This window comes from Inhella inkyongensis (assembly GCF_005952805.1).
Lineage (GTDB): Bacteria > Pseudomonadota > Gammaproteobacteria > Burkholderiales > Burkholderiaceae_C > Inhella > Inhella inkyongensis.
In genome coordinates, this window is sequence record NZ_CP040709.1 from 3884587 (window position 1) to 3902323 (window position 17737).

Here is a 17737-nt window from a genome sequence, read left to right on the forward strand (position 1 = left end):
AACGACAAGACCCGCGAGACGCAGTGCGGTGGAGACAGGCCCGTGGGTGTAGTCCGCCGCCAGCAGGCCCGAACTAGCCATGGCGGTGACCCAGGGACACGCGTTGACGATCAACGTGGATTTCATGTCAGATTCCCCCTTCTGGACCGAGTTCAAGCTGGCGAGCCCACCCCTGAACGCCGATGCGTAGCCACGGCCCCAGAACGTCCTTGACGCAGGCGTGGCAGAGATCGACCTCGACATGATTTCCGTCACCGAGCGGAGAACCCCACGTAACGTCAATCTCCAAGCTCGCAAACAAGTGGAACTCGTGATCCTCCGCCGTGGCCTCGCGTTCGCAGCGATCACAACGAATCTGCTTGCAAAACGTCTGGGGCCGAACATCCATGAGCTTTGCCATTCACAGCCTCTTCGTCGCACTTCCGGTACCAGTCGGATGATGCCTTCGACTCGCCAAGCGTTTGAACAACCGGCAGAAATAGCAAGATAGCTTGATATCAATGCGCCTGGTGAGTGGGCGGCCATGCGCGCAACTCGCCATCCGTCACGAGGAACCGAGGCAGAAACTGGCGCAGTTCATGACCAGACGCCGCATCGGACGCGCCCCATTGAAGTTCTACGGCAATGGCGCCGTCTCGCTCGTCGAGCACCGCGTAGGTTCGTCCAGGAACCGCTGCGGCCCACAGCTCAAGCTCTGACAAGGCGCCGGTGACCGGGGCTTGAAGAACGACGCATCGAACAACCATCACGCATCCAGACGCCGGCATCGTTTCGCACGCGAAAGCCTGTACATCCGAGCCGGCCTTGTGGACAAATCCATCAACGCCGCACCCGAAGCCCCTGGCGCATCACGGTCACGCCCGACGCCGACGTGTGCGACGGGCGCACCTCGATCTCAAGATCAAATTCCTGGTAGCTAGCGCCAACAAGACTCTGCAAGAGGGTGCCTGACCGGGCGAATCGTTCACCGGCAAGGACTTCTTCCGCAAGCCGCTCTGCATCTTCACGGGACAGCCTGGGCCGTGCGTTTCCCGGCGGTTTGGTCTTCTGATCGTCCATCGTCGCTCCCTCAGAATTTCGCGTGCGAAACCGCCATCACCCTGCCATATTTCGTACCGTACCGTACGCCATACGATACGAATACGGTATCCCAATACGATACGAAATGGCTTCAGTGCTGGGCCTGACTTTCGCGCGCGAAACTGTCACGCCCTACAGCCGCTTGACCTCCAACACCAAGACCAGCTCGGTCGTGCGGCTGGCTCGGGCTTTGGACAGATTGAAGCCAAACCAAGGCAGCTGAGCACGGCCGTTCTCGACCTTAGAGCCGTTCAGGCCGCCGATCACCAGCAGCTCGCCGTCCTCAACGCTCAGCGCTGTCCGAATTTCGCGTTTGTTGAGGGTCGGCGTGTTGCTCAGCCCCGTCTCTGTGCTCACGAAGTCCGAGACGGTCTGCACCAAGTCAAGATCGGTCACGGATCCGCGCACATTCGGCGCCACCTCGATGATGACGCCCGACTGCTTGTAGTCCACGGACTGCTGAGTTTGGCCGTTGGCGTTGCTCACGATGGCACCGAGAACCGGCACGTCCTGGCCGACTTGAAGCCTGGCGCTTCCACCCGACCGAACGCGAGTGAACGGTGAAGTGACGATCTTGAACCGCGCATCGCTGTTCAGGATCGACGCCACGAAGTCCAGACTAGGCGTCCTGACCTTGAGCGCACTGCCCTGGGACCCAGCAGACCCGACTGAAACCTCCACTCGGCCCGACAAGGCCCGAAGGATCATGCTCAGGGCAGAGCCCTCGGCCTCGTTGCTGCCGACCTCGTAAAGGTAGCCTTTGACAAGCACCTCGCCGGCAGGCGTATCAAGCTGGCCGAGTAGTCCTTGCAGCTTTGCGCGTTCCCGCTCTGCGCCAACGAAGAGGATGAAGTCATCACCGCCACCTGGCCGCAACGTGGTGGTGGATGCCGAAGCGCTGGACCCCTTGTCATCGGGCTTGCCCACAGCGAGTGCACCAGCAGAGACCCGTTTGTTCGCGAACGTGCCCTTGACGAGCGGAGACACCAGATCAACCAGGTAGGCAGCATCGCGATAGCGCGGCCGATAGACCAACGGCTCGGCGTCTGCTTCCGGCCTGAGCTCAGCTTTCTTGCAGACGATATCTACGCCATCCACGGACCGCACTTCGTACCCATTGGCACCAAGCAAGCCGACGAGCATTGCAGCATCCAGGGTACGACCCTGGGCGCGGATCGACACTGCACGTGAGTCGGCCAGCACATCGGGGCAGATGACATGGGCGCGCTTGGAGACCTCGGAAAAGTAGAGCGTCACCACCTGCCCCAGTGGAACAGCCCGCAGGTCGAACTCCCTGCGCTCCACATCCTGACCGGCGCACAATGCAACAGAACCTACGAGCGATGCTGCCACGCCGGCCAGCCACCTCACTTTGGCACCCCAGGCGCAACAGACGGCACTTGAGATGGTCCAGGCATGGGCCCCGTCCACGAGGCCACGCGCTGCTCGTGAACTTCACCGACCATGCCCAGGCCACGACCGACAAAAAGAGCTGGGTTCTCGAATCGAAGGCGTCCAGCCTGGTCGGCGAGGACGATCCAGCGTTCGCCGTTCAACAGCACTTCGCCGGCCAGACGGAGCACGTCCGCAGAACCTGTCTGCTGCGGCGTCACCGACCCGGCGCCGGGTCCTGCCGGCGACGGCTGTTGAATGCTGCCCAGCTCTACGCCCTTTGCAGTGCCGGGACTCTTGTACTTGTTGAAGTAGTACAGCAGGTACCAGATGCTCGCGGCGAGCATGAGCAGCATCAGTGATCCGACCAGCCAGATGCGCGGGTTGCGAAGCACGTTCTGGCGCTTGTCGATGGCCGCTTCCTTACCTTGGCCTGTGCCGGCATAGGATTTGTACAACGGGAAAATGGCCTTGTCGTAGCGCTTCACGAAGGTCTCGAACTTCGCCGTCTTCGTGATCTTGTCGCCCTCGAACAGCTCGACCCGGTACGAACGGTTAAGACCCAGAGTCTTCAGCTTCGTCATGCGCGCTGTCATCTCGACAACTGAACGCAGGTTGCGATGCAAATCCCCGATGGCCTGCACCATAACCGCCACGTCACAGGCCACACCTGTGGCTGCATGGACATAGTGCCGATGCATGCGGAAGAACTGCATGTGATTCTTGCTGATCGACATTCCCGAACCCCAGAAGCGCCAGGCCTCGTCGATGCAGACCAGGTCGCCCAGCTGAACAACTGAGGCCAGGTCCGGCATGTTCTCGTCTGGGAAGAAGTCGCCACGGCCAACGTCGTCATTGGAAACATGGACGACAGAGCCGAGCTTGGCCACCTCAGCCCCTCGGCACTGCACAAGATAGTCACGGATCAGGTCGCCATTGATGCCGTCCACGTTGGTGACGACACGGCGCCCAGCCTCAACAGCAGGGAGAACGACTGAGGCCACAACCTCGTATGACTTGCCGGATCCCATGAGCCCGGTGTACGCGTTGATCGCCATAACAAGACCTCAACCGATGACCGGGACACGACGGATGATGAACCGCGTCACGTAGGCCGACAGGCACACCGAAGCGCCGTAGCCGACCTTGAACAGGTCCAGGAAGTACCAGACACCCGGCGCCTGCTGCGCGAATGCAGAGCTGAGCGAAGACGCGCCCGGCAGTAGAGGCACCAGCAACTGGATGAACTCAGTGGTGATGAAGAAGAGCAGGAAGTACCCGCAGAACTTGACCAGGCTGGACTTGATAAGCCAGCCGGCAAACGAGAAGAGCGCCGATAGAACACGTCCGAACATGGTCAGGCCCTCAGCACGATAACGATGGATGCCAAGGTCCACACCAACACCATGGCGGCCTCCAAGATTGCACGGTTGGCTTCCAGCAGGCCGCAGTGGCTCTCAACCGTGTAGCTCTTGTTCCAGACCGAGAAGCTGGGCCGGGGGCACTCTGCGGTGTGACCTGGTACGGTGAACGCCTTGAGGTCTGGCATCAACCCAAGTATTGGTGCCAGGATCTGTGCGGCCGTCGGTGTCTGCTCAAGCTGCGGCGGTGGCGTGTTCGGATCCGGCCCAAGGTCGATTTGAGTCCCTTGGCCAGGCGTCGCAGGGGCCGGATTGGCACTGGAACCCGGCAGAGGAATTGGAACAGCCGTCGCCCCAGGCGGCGCAACGGGCGAGATGAAGTCCCCGACCGTCGGCATGGGAACGTTGTCTGGGTTGGCAGCACGCCAGGCACTCACGTCAGCCGGAGTAATGGGGTCAGTCGCGGACCAGGGCAGCACGTTGGGATTGTTTGCGGCCGCTTGCTTCCAAGCTGCATTGGCGGCGTCAGCGAGCATTTTTTCGCTGATGGGCTGCGCGAGGATGGCCGGTGGGATGTCGGCGACCACATCCGCAATTGGCTTCATTGCCGGCGTGTACGCCGGGACAGTGATCGGCACACCGGTTGGCGGCGAGAAATCAAAGACGATCCAGTATTCGTACGGAGCACTGTTCACTGAGCCGATAGTTCGGCTGTAGGCCTTCGACCAATACCCGTTGGCGCCAGGGAACGGGCCGTTGTAGGCAGTGGTGAACGTGTAGTCCAGGTTGCCGCTGTATGGCGCGGGCACGGAGCAGAACGCGCTTGTGGCGCACTTCACGCTAATGGTCTTGACGTGCCTGACCTTGCCGTCGCTCTGCTTGAAATAGATGTCCTGGCCGGCGCCGTAGGCATCCAAGACGGCCGGAAACGTCGCTGGCATCAGCGGCAAGTTGCTGGCGTCACCACTGCCCATGCCTGTTCCGGAGACCTTCGCCTTGCCTTTGTCTGCTCCATCACCCCAAAGCCAATCGATGAGTGACGGAACCAAGGCTGCGACCCCGCCCACGACGGCCGCAATGCCCGCTCCGGCAAGAACGGCAGGCCAACCGACCGCCGCGACCGCGCCTGTTCCAGCAGCCACTGCAACTTGAGTCAGGCCCGCCCCTACTGCGCCCGTGGTTGCAAGCACGCGGGGGTCATTGGCAGCGAATCCCCACTTGCTAACCTTGAACTTCATCAGGCTTCCAAGCGCGTTGTTCATACCGCCGCTGTAGGCAGGCACCGCTGCAGCCTGAACCACGTTCGAGAAGACGAGGCAAATGGTCAGCCACGCAACCCAGCAATGACGCAGCATGCGCATACCACCCCCCATACGAAAAATGCGAAGTACCAGAACTCGACGGGCATAGGCCCTCCCAATGAAAGAAGGGGGCCGTGGCCCCCGCCGAGATCAACCGCCCTTGACGGCTTTCAGGACAAACTTGGCGCCCTTCCAGACGACAAACAGCGTCAGGAGCACGCCCGAAACAGCCAGGATGGCGCCGCTCACGTCGGTGAAGCTGACGGCATTCGCCAGTTCGGTGACGGTGGTGGGCGGAGCAGCCATGGCGTTGCCAGTGACCAGGCCGATTGCGGCGAGCGGAGCGATCCGCGAAACGAACTTCTTCATTGCTTTCTCCAGTTGAAACGGGGTGACCGACCCCGGGCGGTTTGCTCATGCGGTGCGCACCATCCGGATGACGGCACCTGCACCGAGCGAAACGAGGTAGACAAACAGAGTTGCAGCGAAGGCGAGCCCGAAATAGGCACCGGCTGCGGCCGGATCGAACGGCTCGGCTGCCGCTTCAAAACGGGCTGCTTCGCTGGCCGTGATGACATAGCCCTGTACGACGGCCTGGGCGGTGCCGACAGGGCAGGCGCCTTGAACACCAGCGGAGGCCGGCTGGCAGACGATCAGGGTCTGAACGGTGCCAATTGCGGTAGCCATGACCTGCCCTCTGTGACTTTCGCGTGCGAAAGATGTGGTCAGGCAGCGCGCTTGGCGGGCTCAACCGGCACGACGCGAGCGGCCTGCAGGTACTTGAATTCCACGATTTCCTCGGCCTCCTTGCCGAGACCGCGGGCGCCCTTGCGCACCTTCAGTTCCACCATCGCCGGGAACTGCTTGCCACTGTTCTTGAGGTTGATGGCGTTTGCAGAGGTGCCCCACAGGAGCTGCGTGCCCGTGCCACCGACGGCCATTTCGCCGCTCAGCTCTGCGTAGATCGTCACCTTGGCTTGGTCGATCTGCTTGCCGTCATCGGTCTTGAAGTTGGTCGCCGTGACACCCAGGACCAGCGCGGTCTTGGTGTAGGTGTCATCAAAGTTCAGAAAGTCGCTCATGGGTATCTCCATCAAGTCAAGCAAAGAGCCGGTCGGATTGGTTCTGGCTTGCAAGCCTCTCCAACCACTGCAAAGCGGCCTCGCTGCCGGCTGACTCAACGAGACGCAAAAACGTGTCGAAGGCACGCTGACGCGCGATCAACTTGAATTCCTTGGGGCTGATCGTTGTTAGCAGCTCGGCATCACTTCCTAGCCGGTCAGCGAGGTCGCCGTCATCACTGGCGGTCAGCCCGAGCTGGCGGATGGCATAGGCCAGACGGCCGCCGATGTGGACCGAAGACGGGGAGACCGCCTTGAGCGCAAACGCGTACTCGAGGAACGCAGCACGGCTGACCTGGTCGCCATACATGGAGTTCTCAAGCAGCGTCCAAGGACCGACCGACTTGGTCTTGCCATGTCCGGCGGCCAGTTCGTACTCGGCGCCCCAGCGGCGGCCCTCACCACCGAACTTCGCTAGGTACTCCGCGTTGCTGTAGATGCGGCGCATGTCTACGCCGGTTGCCCCGGGTCGGCGCAACCACCAGTCCTCGCAGGCATCGCCCCAGGCTTCAGGCAGCCGCTCAAATAGCCCCTGGCGCGCGGCGGGAATTTCCCGCTCAAAGACCCACATCTCATGCAGGTGGGGATGCCAGCCATTCGCCGTCGACCAGGTGATTTCCAAGGTCCGCATACGGCCGATGTAGAGGTCACCAAGCCGGTCCTGCGTCTTAGCGGTCTTGCCAGGTTCGCGGGTTAGGCGCTTTCCCCAGCCGCTCTCGCCCAGGCGGTCTCGGGCGTACAGCATCTGCCGCAGCAGGTCGTCCAGGCGATCCAGCCGGGAGTGCGGTACGGTGAAGGTCACCAGATAGCCCACGCCTTTGCCTGGGCCAGCCACTTGGTTGTAGATGTCGGTGATCTCGGCACGCCGGCCCATCGTGATGCGGTGACTACAAACGGGGCACCGCCAAAAGTCACCGCACTTCACCACCTGGTGAAAGAGGGCACGCCCCTTGTTGCGAGAGTCGCGCCAGACCTCGACGTCGGCGCTCAGGCTCTGGTGACAGGTCATGACCCTGAACACAGGTTCACGGTCCAACTCGCCGAAGGGTGAAAAGTCGCGGCCGAGCACCGGCTTGGAGCGATTTGCCTTCTTGGTCAGAACCACTGGCCCAAGCGGTTGGCGAAGATGGGCCGGCGGCTCTTCACTCAGCTGATAGGTGAACGGTGGCGCGTAAACCTTGGGCCAGTCCCGGTGTTCTGCCCGAAGCTCGCTGTAGGCCCGTAGAAGCTCACGAGCATGGTGGAAAAGCATCCAACGCAGTGACCAGCGGGTGTCCGAGATATCCCGGTCAACCAGTGACAGGCCACCCTCGACAACGCGAAGGACTCGAACCTGACCGGCATCGGACACCAGCTCCTGACCATCCCGCCAAGCGAGGCCGGACCAGCCGAGGTCAACCATGCGACCTCCCCAGCGGGCGGCGCCGCAGGCAAAAACTGTCCGGATTTAGCGCAGGAATACCAAGGGCGCTTCCGCTCGCGTCCTCGACAAGGCTGCGGGCGCGCGCGGAAGCGCACATCGCAGTAGCTTGTGCACCTGCCAGCCGGGCAGCATCCACCATGCTGGGATGCATCAGTTCAGGCCAAAAGTCCTTCTGGTCGTGCTCTGTGAGGGGGCGGCGCTTCACAGAGCGAACTCCTGAGCCCGTTCTGCAGCCTTGACCCGGATCGCCTCCACGTTGACCAGGCTGTAGCGACCGATCTTCACTACTGGCCAGTAGCCCCGGTCGCATTGGCTATTGACGGTGTCCAGGGTTAAGCCAACCGCACTCGCCCAAACCTCTCGGGTTACCAATGGAGGAAGCGCTGACAATGGCGATACCGACAAATCTGACATGCACCACTCCGATGAATTGCACCGCATGTATTTGGCGCGTACTATCTACGCGCCTTATTGATCGGCATTAAGCACCAGGAGCCAGTCCATGTCAAGCACCTCGACCCTGATCGATCGCTTTCTTGCAGTTGTGCGCGAGGTCGCTGATGCGCGGCGTCCACACGCGCACATGGCCGAGTTGACGGCCATCAGCCCCACGAACTGGCAAAACGTGATGCGGCGGAAGCAGCGTCCGACAGCAGAAATGATTGAGGCCGTGGCGCGTGTGTGGCCCGAGTACGTCGCCTACATAGCGACCGGCAAGACCACATTGCCCGCTCAAAAAGTCCCCGTCGACGGGGTGATCGAACTCTTCGATCCGACGGATGTCGTTCTTGAGCGGCTCGGGTCAGGCGCCGCTGACGAAGGGCGTTGGCAGGGTATGCACGAGCTGCCGTCTGAGAAGCACGGTGCGACTGGCCAGATCAATTGGGGATACGTTGGCAGCGGGCCCCGCCTCCTATCGCTGAACGTGCTCATGGCCTTCAACGTCCCGTACGGCGTTGCGGACGTGTTGAAGGACAAGTTTTGCGATGACGTCATTTCTGCGCTTCCAGTGCAATCGACTAGGCTGACTCAAGCCCGAATCGAGCAGTGGATCGACGACAACCGCGAGTTCATATCTTGGGCCGCGAAAATGGCGGTCGCAAACCAAGCGTGGGCCGACGCGAAAAGCACTGAAGAAATGGATCAGGCGCGAGCCATGGTTGCCAAGGTCAAGGCAATGCGCCCCTGAGTGCCCAAGCCATGGCTATCAAGAAGAGCGGCAAGGGCTGGCTGGCAGACATTCAGCCTGGCGGACGAGGCGGCAAACGTTTCCGCAAGACCTTCAAGACTCAGGGAGAGGCAAAGGCCTGGGAAGCCTGGCTGAGCACGCAAGTAAATCAAGACCCGAAATGGGCGCCAGAGCGTCGAGACACGCGCAAGCTCAGTGACCTCATTGAGCTCTGGCACGCACAACACGGTGCGGGCCTGAGGGCTGGCGATGGAACGTATCGCCGTTTGAAGCAAGCGTGCGAGGCCATGGGGAATCCCGTGGCAGATCGCTTCAGTGTTGAGATGTTCGCGGCATATCGGAAGCAGCGAATCGACGCCGGCATCACAGCCAGCAACATGAATCGCGAACACGCCTACCTGCGGGCGGTCTTCAATGAACTAATCCGATTGGGTCAATGGTCGAAAGAGAACCCCCTGGCCAAGCTTCGCCAGTTCAAGGTTCCACAGATTGAACTGACCTACCTCGACGGCGAACAGATCAGCGCGCTGCTCGACGCGCTGAAGCTCTCACGCAATCCGCACGTCCTATTGATCAGCAAGATCTGCCTTGCAACGGGTGCGCGATGGAGCGAAGCAGAAGGCTTGCGCGAGACCCAGGTGGGGGACGGGCTCATCGAATATGCGCGAACCAAGTCAGGGAAGACGCGCGCGGTTCCGGTCGATGAATCGCTCGAAGCCGAAATCAAGAAACACGCGCATCAACACGGCACGATGGGCAGACTCTTCGGCTACTCGATCTCCGCATTCCGCGAGGGAGTCGAAAGGGCCGGCCTAGATCTCCCGGACGGGCAGATGACACACGTTCTGCGGCACACCTTTGCCAGCCACTTCATGATGAACGGCGGCAACATCCTGACGCTGCAACGCATCTTGGGACATGCCAACGTCACGATGACGATGCGGTACTCGCACCTATCGCCAGAACACCTTCAAGAAGCGAAAGCACTGAACCCGTTGGCGCGGTTGACACTCCGTTGACACCGCAATGAAAAACGGGTCACGTCGTGAGACGTAACCCGTTGATTTCATTCTTGAATTCTGGTGGCCTGGGGCGGAATCGAACCACCGACACGCGGATTTTCAATCCGCTGCTCTACCAACTGAGCTACCAGGCCATCACCGAATGCTGTGATGCATCCGGGAAAGCACGCGACTATAGCACGACTTTTTCGGGTCAGGCTTGGCGTTTGTTTCGGCCGATGTCCACACCCAGCTGTTTGAGCTTGCGATAGAGGTGGGTGCGCTCCAACCCGGTCTTCTCGGCCACCCGCGTCATCGAGCCGTTTTCCTTGGCCAGATGGAACTCGAAATAGCTCTTCTCGAAGGCGTCGCGGGCCTCGCGCAGCGGGCGATCGAGCTGGAACACCTGTTCCGGCGCCGGGCCGCTGATCGTGGGGTGAGCCACAGGCGCCACCAGGGCCGGGGCCGGGCTGCCATAGCTCACCACCTCGGTACGGCTCCAACCGGTGACGACCGGCGCGGCCGGCGCGGGGCGCGGGGCGTTGCGGGCCAGGGCCTGCTCCACCGAGCGCAGGAGTTTTTGCAGCGTGATGGGCTTTTCCAGGAAGGCCATCGCACCGTGCTTGGTGGCCTCGACCGCCGTGTCGATGGTGCCGTGCCCGCTCATCATCACCACCGGCATGTTCAAGAGGCCGGCACCGCCCCACTCCTTGAGCAGGGTGATGCCGTCCACATCGGGCATCCAGATGTCCAGCAGCACCAGGTCGGGTCGCAGGCGTTCGCGCGCGGCACGGGCCTGGGCAGCGTTCTCGGCCAATTCCACCGTGTGTCCCTCGTCCGAGAGGATCTCGGAGAGCAAGCCACGGATGCCCAGTTCGTCGTCAACTACAAGAATGGTCGCCATGCGGGTTCAAGCACTCTGCGCCGCGCCCGCAGGGGCGGCAGCCAGATTCGTAAAGGTCAGGGAAACCACCGCGCCTTGCGGGCTGCGGCTGTCAGGGGAGGACGGCAACAAATTGCTCAATCGAATGCGGGCGCCATGCTCGTCGGCGATCTTTTTCACCACCGCCAAACCGAGGCCAGTGCCTTTGCTTTTGGTCGTTACATAGGGCTCGAAGGCGCGGGTCAACACCTGCTCGGCAAAGCCGGGGCCGTTGTCGACCAGCGACAGGCGCACTGCGCGCACCGAGCCATCGTCAGCGTGCAATTGTTTCGTACTTACAACAACCCGCCCATCGGGACGATCACTCACTGCGTCCAGCCCGTTCTGGACGAGGTTGTGGATGACCTGGCGCAGCTGGGTGGCATCGCCCAACACCCAGGGCAGACGGGATTCGAGCTCGATCACCAGCCGCAAGGACTCGGCCGCATCGGGATAAAGCCCGGTGACCTCGCTCACCAGACCGTTGAGATCCAGCGGCGCCAGTTGCGCCGCCGGCAGCCGGGCGTAGTCGCGGAACTCATTCACCAGCTGCTTCATGGCCTGCACCTGGTTGACGATGGTGGCCACGCTGCGGGTCAGCATGGCGCGGTCGCTGTCCTGCTCCAACTTGGCAGCCAGCTTGTGCTCCAGGCGTTCGGCCGAGAGCTGGATGGGGGTGAGCGGGTTCTTGATTTCATGGGCCAGGCGCCGCGCCACCTCGCCCCAGGCGGCGCTGCGCTGGGCGGACACCACTTCGCTGATGTCGTCAAACACCAGCAACCAATCGCCCCTGGGCAGCACGGCGCCGCGCAGCAACAAGGTGGCAGGCGGCGCCAGGGGCTCCAAGCTCAGCTCCACGGTGTGTTGCCAGTGTTCGCCCACGCCGGGCTCGTCCTCGACCAAGCCCTGGAAGCGCTGCCACAGGCCCTCGGCAAAGCCCTGCAACTCGGCGGGCAGGGCCTGCTGCAAGGGCAGCTCGTGCTTGAGGATCAGGCTGGCACTGGGGTTGCGCCGTAGCAGGCGGCGCTCGCGGTCAAACACGATGACGCCCGAGGTCAGGTTGTCGAGGATGGTCTGCAACTCGTCGCGCGCGGCGTCCACGGCCGCCACGCTGCGCTGCACCTCGTCGCGGGCGCTGCCCAATTGATCGGTCATGTCGGCAAAGGCACGTGTCAGGCCGCCCAGCTCATCGCGTGAACCCAGGGTGGGCTTGCGGGTCAGGTCGCCCGCCGCCACCTTGCGCATGCCGTCGGCCAGCAGCAACAGGGGCTTGGCCAGGTGGTTGCCGAGTTGAATGGCCAGCAGCAAGGCCACGAACACGGCCAGCACCAGCACCAGGGTCAGGGTGCCGAGGTACATGCGGCGCAGGCCATCGCGCTCCAGGCCGCGGCGCTGATACTCCAGATTCGCCGCCTGCACGGCCAGGGCATTGCGCACCAGGCTGATGGGCAGGGCACGCTGCACCATCAGGTAACGCTCCTTATCGGTCAGCGAAAGCGCCGTGCTGGGCAGCAGGGCCAGCGCCCGCACATGGGCCTGGCCGGCCAGGGCGGCACCCTCATCTTCCAAACCGCGCAGCTGCGCGGCGCTGCCATCGCGGGCGGCACGCCGCAGCAGGGCGGCATCGATGCGCTCGCGCGCCAAGGTGGCGCTGGGGGCCGGCGCGGCACTGTCGAGCACCTCTTCAAGCACCGTGCCCTGGCTGCTGATCACCGCCACGCGCTCGGCACCCCACTGGGCGCGCAGGCGTTCCAGCGCCAGGGCCTGCACCCCGCCCTCGGTCAGGCGCTGGGCCCCCTGGCGGGCCTGCTCGGCCAGGGTTTCAGTCTGGGCGTCCAGCGTGGCGCGGCCCAGGTTCAGACCGGCTTCCAGCGCACTGGCCAGACGCACATCGAACAGGCTCTCGATGGAGCGGTTCACAAAGGAGTAGGACACCGCATAAATCAGCGCCCCTGGCCCCACCGCCACGACGGCAAACACGATGGCCAGCCGACTCAGCAGATGCGCACCAAATCGCCCGCTGCGCACCCGCAGGGCCAGGCGCAAGGCCGCGCCCAGGGCCACCAGGCCCAACAAACCGCCGACACCCATATTGACCCAGTACAACCAGGCCTGGTGGCGCTCAAAGAAACCGCTTGGGGTGGTGGCGCCGATGGACAGCAGATAGGCCAGCACCCCGCTGGCGGCCGCCACGGCCAGCAGGCTCAGGGTCCAGGCCCAGCGGCGCAGGCGGCTGCGATCGGACTCGTTCACTGGAACACCCTCCGCTCACTGCGTGAGCACCTCCCCAGGGGCGGAACGCGCCCCCTTCGGAGCGGCCGTGCGGGAGCGCTCATGAGGCCAGGCCCAACTCCACCGGTGAAACGGGGCGATCCCGCTCCACCCCCCACTGCGCGGCGCCGCCCAGGCCGATCTGCAAGGGGCCAGGCAGCTGCCGGTTATCCAGATAGAGCTTGAAGCTCAATTCATAGGCTTGAGCGCGTTCAGGCTCCTCGCGCAGCTCCAGCAGCCAGGCGCTGGCCCGGCGCAGCCCCCCCAGGGCATCGGCCAAGCTGTCGAAGCTCTGATGCAGGCCGCCGGTCGAGAGCCGGTACTGCCGGGTGAGCGGCTGAAAGCTCAGGCGCCATTGGCGCTCCGAACGGGCCACCGTGGCATCGCGCCAGTACCAGCGCTTGCGCGCCACCCGGGCCTCGGCATTGAAATAGAGCGGCACGCCCTTGTGCAGGGCTTCGTCGGCCATCTTGGGCAGCTCCAGCCGGGCGCTATAGGCCAGGCGCAGGCCCTCATCGACGCGGGTGAGCTCCAACAGTTCCAGGCTGCTGCTGGGCTGAGCCGAAACAGGCAGGGCCAGCAGGGCCAGCAACAGGAAAAAGGCGCGCAGCAGCAAGGAGAGGCAGGGCTAGGGAAGCGGGGCTAGGACTCGCCCCGCAGCAGCAGGGCATAGAAAAAGCCGTCGGTCGGGACGGCCCAGGCATTCTCGGGCAGGCCCAGCAGGTGCCCGGTCTGCCCCGGGATATCCAGGCTTCGCGCCTGCGGCTGGCGTTGCAAAAACGCTGCGATCTGGTCGCGCCCCTCGGCGGCAAAAAGCGAACAGGTGGCGTAGAGCAAGCGGCCGCCCGGCTTGAGCAGGGGCCACAGCGCATCCAGCAGTTCGGACTGGGTGCGCACCAGCTGCGCAATATCGCTCTCGCGGCGCAGCCAGCGCACATCGGGGTGGCGGCGGTTGATGCCCGAGGCGGAACAAGGGGCGTCGAGCAGGATGGCGTCAAAGGGTTTGCCGTCCCACCAAGCCGGCACATCGCGGCCGTCAGCGGCCCGCACCTGGGCCTGCAGGTTCAGCCGCCCCAGGGTCTGTTCGACCTTGCGCAGGCGCTCGGGGGCAGCATCCAGGGCCAACAGGTCCAGATCAGCCGCCTCCAGCAAATGCGCGGTCTTGCCTCCCGGCGCGGCGCAGGCATCCAGCACGCGCGCGCCAGCGGGCAGGGGCGGCAGGTGGCCGGCGCCATGGATCAGCAATGGGGCCGCCAACTGGGCGGCACCGTCCTGTACCGACACATCTCCCGCGCCAAAACCGGGCAGGCGCTGCACCGGGCAAGGCGGCTCCACCACCAAGCCGTTTGCCGCGCGCTCACCCAGTGGGCGCGCGGCCAGGCCGGCGTCCTGCAGGCGCGCCAGATAGTCCGCCGGGCTGCCCTGGCGGCCATTCACGCGCAGGGCCAGCGGCGGCGGCTGCTGAGCGGCTTGCAGCAGGTCCTGCCACTGCGTTGGCCAGTCCTTTTTCAAGCGCGCCACCCACCAGGCCGGGTGCTCCCAGCGCGCCTCGGGCTGCTGGGCGATCTGCGACAACAAGGCCTCCTGCTCACGCTGGAAGCGGCGCAACACGGCATTGACCACCGCCGCCTGCGCCGGCACCGCCTTCTTCATCGCCTGCACCGCTTGATTGACCAGGGTGTGCGGTGCGTAGGCGGTGGCCCCCGGCAGCAACTGGGTCAGCGCCGCCCGCAGCAGGCCCTCGGTCAGCGGCTGGGGTGGGCGCGGCATGAGGGTCTTGATGAGCGCCCCGCAACGCCCCTGGGCCCGCACGGCGGCAAAGGCCAGGGCCTGAGTACCCGCGCGCAGGCCTTCCGGGCAGGCGTCGAGTGCGTCGGTCAGGCTGCGACCGGCACGCAGCGCGGCCAAGGCGCGGGCGGCTTCGAGCAGGAGTTGATGCAGGGGCGGGGCGGCATTCATCCTGGCAGTGTAGGGAGCAGGGTTTTCGCGGCCCCGCCACAATCGCCCCCATGAACAACCCTGCACAGCCGCTGAACGAATCGGCCCCGGTCAGCGAGCGCATCCGTTACCGCCTGGTGGCGGCCGGCTGCCGCCACCACGCCAACGACAACATCGCCGACTTCATCGAGCCCGGTGAACTCGACCTGCTGCAGGCCGAGGTGCAATCCAAATTGCAAGAAGTGCTGCGGGCCCTGGTGATCGACACCGACAGCGACCACAACACCCAGGACACCGCCAAGCGCGTGGCCAAGATGTTTGTGCGCGAGGTCTTTGCCGGGCGCTACAAAGCAGCGCCTGATGTCACCGAGTTCCCCAATGTGGAGCGGCTGAACGAGCTGATGATCGTCGGCCCCATCAAGGTGCGCAGCGCCTGTTCGCACCACCTCTGCCCCATCCTCGGTCGGGTCTGGATCGGTCTGCTGCCCAACGAGCACTCCAACCTGATCGGCCTCTCCAAATACGTGCGCCTGACCGACTGGATCATGAGCCGCCCGCAAATCCAGGAAGAGGCCGTGACCCTGCTGGCCAACGAGTTGCAGGAACGCGTACAGCCCGATGGTCTGGGCATCGTGATGGAGGCCGACCACTTCTGCATGCACTGGCGTGGCGTGAAGGACAGCGAGTCCCGCATGGTCAACAGCGTGATGCGCGGTGCCTTCCTGAAGGACCCCAATCTGCGCCGTGAGTTCCTCTCCCTGCTGCCCAAGAAGGATTGATTCATGCTCGTTCGCCTGATCTATGCCAGCCGCACCGAGGCCAACGAGGCCCAACTGGCCGACATCCTGCGCCGCAGCCGTGCACACAACACCCAGGCCGGCCTGACCGGCCTGCTCTGCCACAGCGATGGCTGGTTCGTGCAGGTGCTGGAAGGCGGGCGCAGCGCGGTCAACGCGCTCTACAACAGCATCGTGCGCGACCCGCGGCACCGCGAAGTCACCCTGCTGTCCTATGGCGAAATCGGAGAACGCCGCTTTGCCGGTTGGGCCATGGGCCAGGTGCAACTGGCGCGCCTGAACCCAGCCCTGGTGCTGAAGTACGCGCCCACCACCCGGCTGGACCCCTTTGAGCTGAGTGGCACGGCACTCGAAGCGCTGTTCGAGGAACTGATCAGCACCGGCGCGATTGCTTGCAGCTGATTGGGCTGCAGTCAGGCCCGCCGTTAACGATTTCGCGGGTGCGCACCCGCCAGGCCCTCGCTGCCGCGCTTGTAGTTCCCCGTGATGCGGGCCAAGAGCTGCTGCGCAGCCTGCAGCTCGGCGTCAGCCAGTTCTTCCCACAAGGCCGCCGCCTTGGCGCCGCGCAAGGTGCTGGCCAGGCGCCCGTGGTGGAACACCTGCAGCGCCCCGTCTTTGGCGCGCCGCCACGTAAAGCCCTCGGCCACCTTCTCGCTCAAAACTTCCCCGCATCGTGCAGATCGAACACCCCACACAGCAAGCGAGTGGGCAGTTCGTCGATGGCTTGGTTGAAGAGTTCCACCCGCTGATTGAAGAGCTGGCGACCGAAGTCGCGCTGCTGCCCCGCCTGCTTCAAGGCGGCCAGCAGCGCCGGCCAACCGGCGTCCTCGTCATTGCCGGCATGGTGTTCCAGCAAGGCCCGCGCGCGCTGCAAGGCGGCCGCGTGCAGGGCATGCGTGACCGCCAGTTGCGCCATGGGGTCGGCCGCGTGCGGTCGGCTGCCAGCGGCCTGCACGGCAGCCCCGAGGTCAGTGCTGTGTTGACGCAGGGCCTCAAAGGCCGAGGACTCGGCCGGCAACCAGCGCGGCCCCGCCTCGGCCAGCGCCAACCCTTGGCGGCTGAGTTCTTGCAACGGAGCCTCCAGTTGCGCCCAGGCGGATGCAATGGCGCTGCGCAGGCGCATCAGCCGGCTGTATGCGCCCAGGCCCCACAGCAGCAACACGCCCAGCAACAGGCCCAAGGCCCAGCTCATGGGGCAGCCCGGTACTGCGCGTAACCGGTGGCGCGCAGTTCACAGGCCGGGCAATGCCCGCAGCCATGGCCCCAGGGGTGGCGCTGACCGCGCTCGCCCAGGTAACAGGTGTGGGTGTGCTCGGCAATCAACTCCACCAGCGCGGCACCGCCCAATTGCTCGGACAGGGTCCAGGTCTGGGCCTTGGTCAGGAACATCAGCGGGGTCTCAACCGTCATGGGGCTGTCCAAGCCCAGGGACAAAGCCACCTGCAGGGCCTTGAGCGTGTTGTCGCGGCAGTCGGGGTAGCCGGAGTAGTCGGTCTCGCACATGCCACCCACCAGCACGGTGGCGCTGCGGCGGTAGGCCAGGGTTGCCGCCAGGCCCAGGAAGAGCAGATTGCGCCCCGGCACAAAGGTATTGGGCAAACCATTGGCCTGCAGCTCGATGGCACGCTCATCCGTCAAGGCGCAATCGCTGATCTGCGCCAGCAGGCCCAGGTCCAGCAAATGGTCATCCCCTAAACGCGGCGCCCAGTGCGGGAACTGCTGGCGCAGTTGTTCGCGCACGGTCAGCCGGCAGTCCAGCTCGATGCGGTGGCGCTGGCGGTAGTCAAAGCCCAGGGTCTCGACGCGCGCGAAGCGGCTCAGGGCCCAGGCCAGGCAGACGGTGGAGTCTTGCCCACCGGAGAACAGCACCAGGGCGGTGCGAGGATCGGTCTTTCCAGTCATCGCGCCAGTGTGCCAGCCCGTTGGGGTGGTCCGCCTTCG

The 17737-nt window shown here is 64.1% G+C and carries 21 protein-coding genes and 1 tRNA gene; 4 read left to right on the plus strand and 18 right to left on the minus strand.

The genetic code is table 11. The features are described 5' to 3' along the window. Positions 1–127: 127 nt before the first annotated feature. The 10 genes from FF090_RS18160 to FF090_RS18205 form a co-directional block, all read right to left on the minus strand. Entirely contained in the window at positions 128–400 is a 273-nt protein-coding gene (locus FF090_RS18160; RefSeq protein WP_217503000.1) for a hypothetical protein, read from the minus strand. A gap of 419 nt (positions 401–819) precedes the next feature. Then, complete coding sequence (locus tag FF090_RS18165; protein ID WP_138858082.1) at positions 820–1059, minus strand: hypothetical protein; 240 nt, start codon at positions 1057–1059, stop codon at positions 820–822. A gap of 153 nt (positions 1060–1212) precedes the next feature. Continuing rightward, complete coding sequence (locus FF090_RS18170; RefSeq protein WP_138858083.1) at positions 1213–2433, minus strand: type II secretion system protein GspD; 1221 nt, start codon at positions 2431–2433, stop codon at positions 1213–1215. 14 nt (positions 2434–2447) lie between these two features. Next, a complete protein-coding gene (locus tag FF090_RS18175) occupies positions 2448–3530 on the minus strand; it encodes a zonular occludens toxin domain-containing protein (protein ID WP_138858084.1) in 1083 nt (360 codons plus the stop codon). Between the two features lie 9 nt (positions 3531–3539). Further along, on the minus strand, positions 3540–3827 hold the full coding sequence (locus FF090_RS18180) for a DUF2523 family protein (protein WP_138858085.1): 288 nt from the start codon (positions 3825–3827) through the stop codon (positions 3540–3542). Positions 3828–3829: 2 nt separating this feature from the next. After that, entirely contained in the window at positions 3830–5194 is a 1365-nt protein-coding gene (locus tag FF090_RS18185) for a hypothetical protein (RefSeq protein WP_138858086.1), read from the minus strand. Positions 5195–5284: 90 nt separating this feature from the next. Continuing rightward, positions 5285–5503 (minus strand): hypothetical protein, encoded by a 219-nt coding sequence (locus FF090_RS18190; RefSeq protein WP_138858087.1) that lies wholly within the window; start codon positions 5501–5503, stop codon positions 5285–5287. 45 nt (positions 5504–5548) lie between these two features. Beyond that, positions 5549–5821 (minus strand): hypothetical protein, encoded by a 273-nt coding sequence (locus tag FF090_RS18195; RefSeq protein WP_138858088.1) that lies wholly within the window; start codon positions 5819–5821, stop codon positions 5549–5551. A gap of 38 nt (positions 5822–5859) precedes the next feature. Further along, positions 5860–6216, minus strand: coding sequence for a hypothetical protein (locus FF090_RS18200; protein WP_138858089.1), 357 nt, complete (start codon positions 6214–6216; stop codon positions 5860–5862). Between the two features lie 16 nt (positions 6217–6232). Beyond that, positions 6233–7657: a rep family protein gene (locus FF090_RS18205; RefSeq protein WP_138858090.1), complete on the minus strand. Its 1425-nt coding sequence runs from the start codon at positions 7655–7657 to the stop codon at positions 6233–6235. Between the two features lie 523 nt (positions 7658–8180). Between FF090_RS18205 and FF090_RS18215 the strand changes: the two genes are divergently transcribed. Next, complete coding sequence (locus FF090_RS18215; protein WP_138858092.1) at positions 8181–8867, plus strand: DUF6166 domain-containing protein; 687 nt, start codon at positions 8181–8183, stop codon at positions 8865–8867. Between the two features lie 11 nt (positions 8868–8878). Continuing rightward, positions 8879–9886: a phage integrase gene (locus FF090_RS18220; protein WP_138858093.1), complete on the plus strand. Its 1008-nt coding sequence runs from the start codon at positions 8879–8881 to the stop codon at positions 9884–9886. 61 nt (positions 9887–9947) lie between these two features. Here the strand turns inward: FF090_RS18220 and FF090_RS18225 are convergent. The 5 genes from FF090_RS18225 to rsmB form a co-directional block, all read right to left on the minus strand. Beyond that, a tRNA-Phe gene (locus FF090_RS18225) sits at positions 9948–10023 on the minus strand. Positions 10024–10082: 59 nt separating this feature from the next. After that, positions 10083–10772 (minus strand): response regulator, encoded by a 690-nt coding sequence (locus FF090_RS18230; RefSeq protein ID WP_138858094.1) that lies wholly within the window; start codon positions 10770–10772, stop codon positions 10083–10085. A gap of 6 nt (positions 10773–10778) precedes the next feature. Further along, positions 10779–13043, minus strand: a complete 2265-nt coding sequence (locus tag FF090_RS18235; protein WP_138858095.1) for a sensor histidine kinase — start codon at positions 13041–13043, stop codon at positions 10779–10781. Between the two features lie 79 nt (positions 13044–13122). Beyond that, the gene (locus FF090_RS18240) at positions 13123–13677 is read right to left on the minus strand and encodes a DUF4390 domain-containing protein (RefSeq protein WP_138858096.1); all 555 of its coding nucleotides are present in this window, start codon (positions 13675–13677) and stop codon (positions 13123–13125) included. A 26-nt stretch (positions 13678–13703) separates the two neighbouring features. Further along, complete coding sequence (rsmB, locus tag FF090_RS18245; RefSeq protein WP_138858097.1) at positions 13704–15020, minus strand: 16S rRNA (cytosine(967)-C(5))-methyltransferase RsmB; 1317 nt, start codon at positions 15018–15020, stop codon at positions 13704–13706. 50 nt (positions 15021–15070) lie between these two features. Here rsmB and folE point away from each other — a divergent pair, with 50 nt between their 5' ends. Further along, positions 15071–15778 carry a GTP cyclohydrolase I gene (folE, locus tag FF090_RS18250; protein ID WP_138858098.1) on the plus strand — a complete coding sequence of 236 codons (708 nt, stop codon included), beginning with the start codon at positions 15071–15073 and terminating at the stop codon, positions 15776–15778. 3 nt (positions 15779–15781) lie between these two features. Further along, the gene (locus FF090_RS18255) at positions 15782–16198 is read left to right on the plus strand and encodes a BLUF domain-containing protein (RefSeq protein ID WP_138858099.1); all 417 of its coding nucleotides are present in this window, start codon (positions 15782–15784) and stop codon (positions 16196–16198) included. 23 nt (positions 16199–16221) lie between these two features. On the opposite strand, the gene FF090_RS18260 is transcribed toward FF090_RS18255, so the two are convergent. The 3 genes from FF090_RS18260 to queC are packed head-to-tail and all read right to left on the minus strand — an operon-like array spanning position 16222 to position 17698. Further along, positions 16222–16455: a hypothetical protein gene (locus tag FF090_RS18260; protein WP_217503001.1), complete on the minus strand. Its 234-nt coding sequence runs from the start codon at positions 16453–16455 to the stop codon at positions 16222–16224. Then, complete coding sequence (locus FF090_RS18265) at positions 16452–16988, minus strand: hypothetical protein (protein WP_138858100.1); 537 nt, start codon at positions 16986–16988, stop codon at positions 16452–16454. The genes FF090_RS18260 and FF090_RS18265 overlap by 4 nt, the downstream gene beginning before the upstream one ends. Beyond that, positions 16985–17698 carry a 7-cyano-7-deazaguanine synthase QueC gene (queC, locus tag FF090_RS18270; protein WP_138858101.1) on the minus strand — a complete coding sequence of 238 codons (714 nt, stop codon included), beginning with the start codon at positions 17696–17698 and terminating at the stop codon, positions 16985–16987. The genes FF090_RS18265 and queC overlap by 4 nt, the downstream gene beginning before the upstream one ends. Positions 17699–17737: the final 39 nt, after the last annotated feature.

Excerpts from the sequence above, each read along its gene's own strand:
- FF090_RS18160 (WP_217503000.1), bottom strand. The coding sequence starts at position 400 with ATGGCAAAGCTCATGGATGTTCGGCCCCAGACGTTTTGCAAGCAGATT.
- FF090_RS18165 (WP_138858082.1), bottom strand. The coding sequence starts at position 1,059 with ATGGACGATCAGAAGACCAAACCGCCGGGAAACGCACGGCCCAGGCTG.
- FF090_RS18175 (WP_138858084.1), bottom strand. The coding sequence starts at position 3,530 with ATGGCGATCAACGCGTACACCGGGCTCATGGGATCCGGCAAGTCATAC.
- FF090_RS18180 (WP_138858085.1), bottom strand. The coding sequence starts at position 3,827 with ATGTTCGGACGTGTTCTATCGGCGCTCTTCTCGTTTGCCGGCTGGCTT.
- FF090_RS18185 (WP_138858086.1), bottom strand. The coding sequence starts at position 5,194 with ATGCGCATGCTGCGTCATTGCTGGGTTGCGTGGCTGACCATTTGCCTC.
- FF090_RS18190 (WP_138858087.1), bottom strand. The coding sequence starts at position 5,503 with ATGAAGAAGTTCGTTTCGCGGATCGCTCCGCTCGCCGCAATCGGCCTG.
- FF090_RS18195 (WP_138858088.1), bottom strand. The coding sequence starts at position 5,821 with ATGGCTACCGCAATTGGCACCGTTCAGACCCTGATCGTCTGCCAGCCG.
- FF090_RS18200 (WP_138858089.1), bottom strand. The coding sequence starts at position 6,216 with ATGAGCGACTTTCTGAACTTTGATGACACCTACACCAAGACCGCGCTG.
- FF090_RS18205 (WP_138858090.1), bottom strand. The coding sequence starts at position 7,657 with ATGGTTGACCTCGGCTGGTCCGGCCTCGCTTGGCGGGATGGTCAGGAG.
- FF090_RS18215 (WP_138858092.1), top strand. The coding sequence starts at position 8,181 with ATGTCAAGCACCTCGACCCTGATCGATCGCTTTCTTGCAGTTGTGCGC.
- FF090_RS18220 (WP_138858093.1), top strand. The coding sequence starts at position 8,879 with ATGGCTATCAAGAAGAGCGGCAAGGGCTGGCTGGCAGACATTCAGCCT.
- FF090_RS18230 (WP_138858094.1), bottom strand. The coding sequence starts at position 10,772 with ATGGCGACCATTCTTGTAGTTGACGACGAACTGGGCATCCGTGGCTTG.
- rsmB (WP_138858097.1), bottom strand. The coding sequence starts at position 15,020 with ATGAATGCCGCCCCGCCCCTGCATCAACTCCTGCTCGAAGCCGCCCGC.
- folE (WP_138858098.1), top strand. The coding sequence starts at position 15,071 with ATGAACAACCCTGCACAGCCGCTGAACGAATCGGCCCCGGTCAGCGAG.
- FF090_RS18255 (WP_138858099.1), top strand. The coding sequence starts at position 15,782 with ATGCTCGTTCGCCTGATCTATGCCAGCCGCACCGAGGCCAACGAGGCC.
- FF090_RS18265 (WP_138858100.1), bottom strand. The coding sequence starts at position 16,988 with ATGAGCTGGGCCTTGGGCCTGTTGCTGGGCGTGTTGCTGCTGTGGGGC.
- queC (WP_138858101.1), bottom strand. The coding sequence starts at position 17,698 with ATGACTGGAAAGACCGATCCTCGCACCGCCCTGGTGCTGTTCTCCGGT.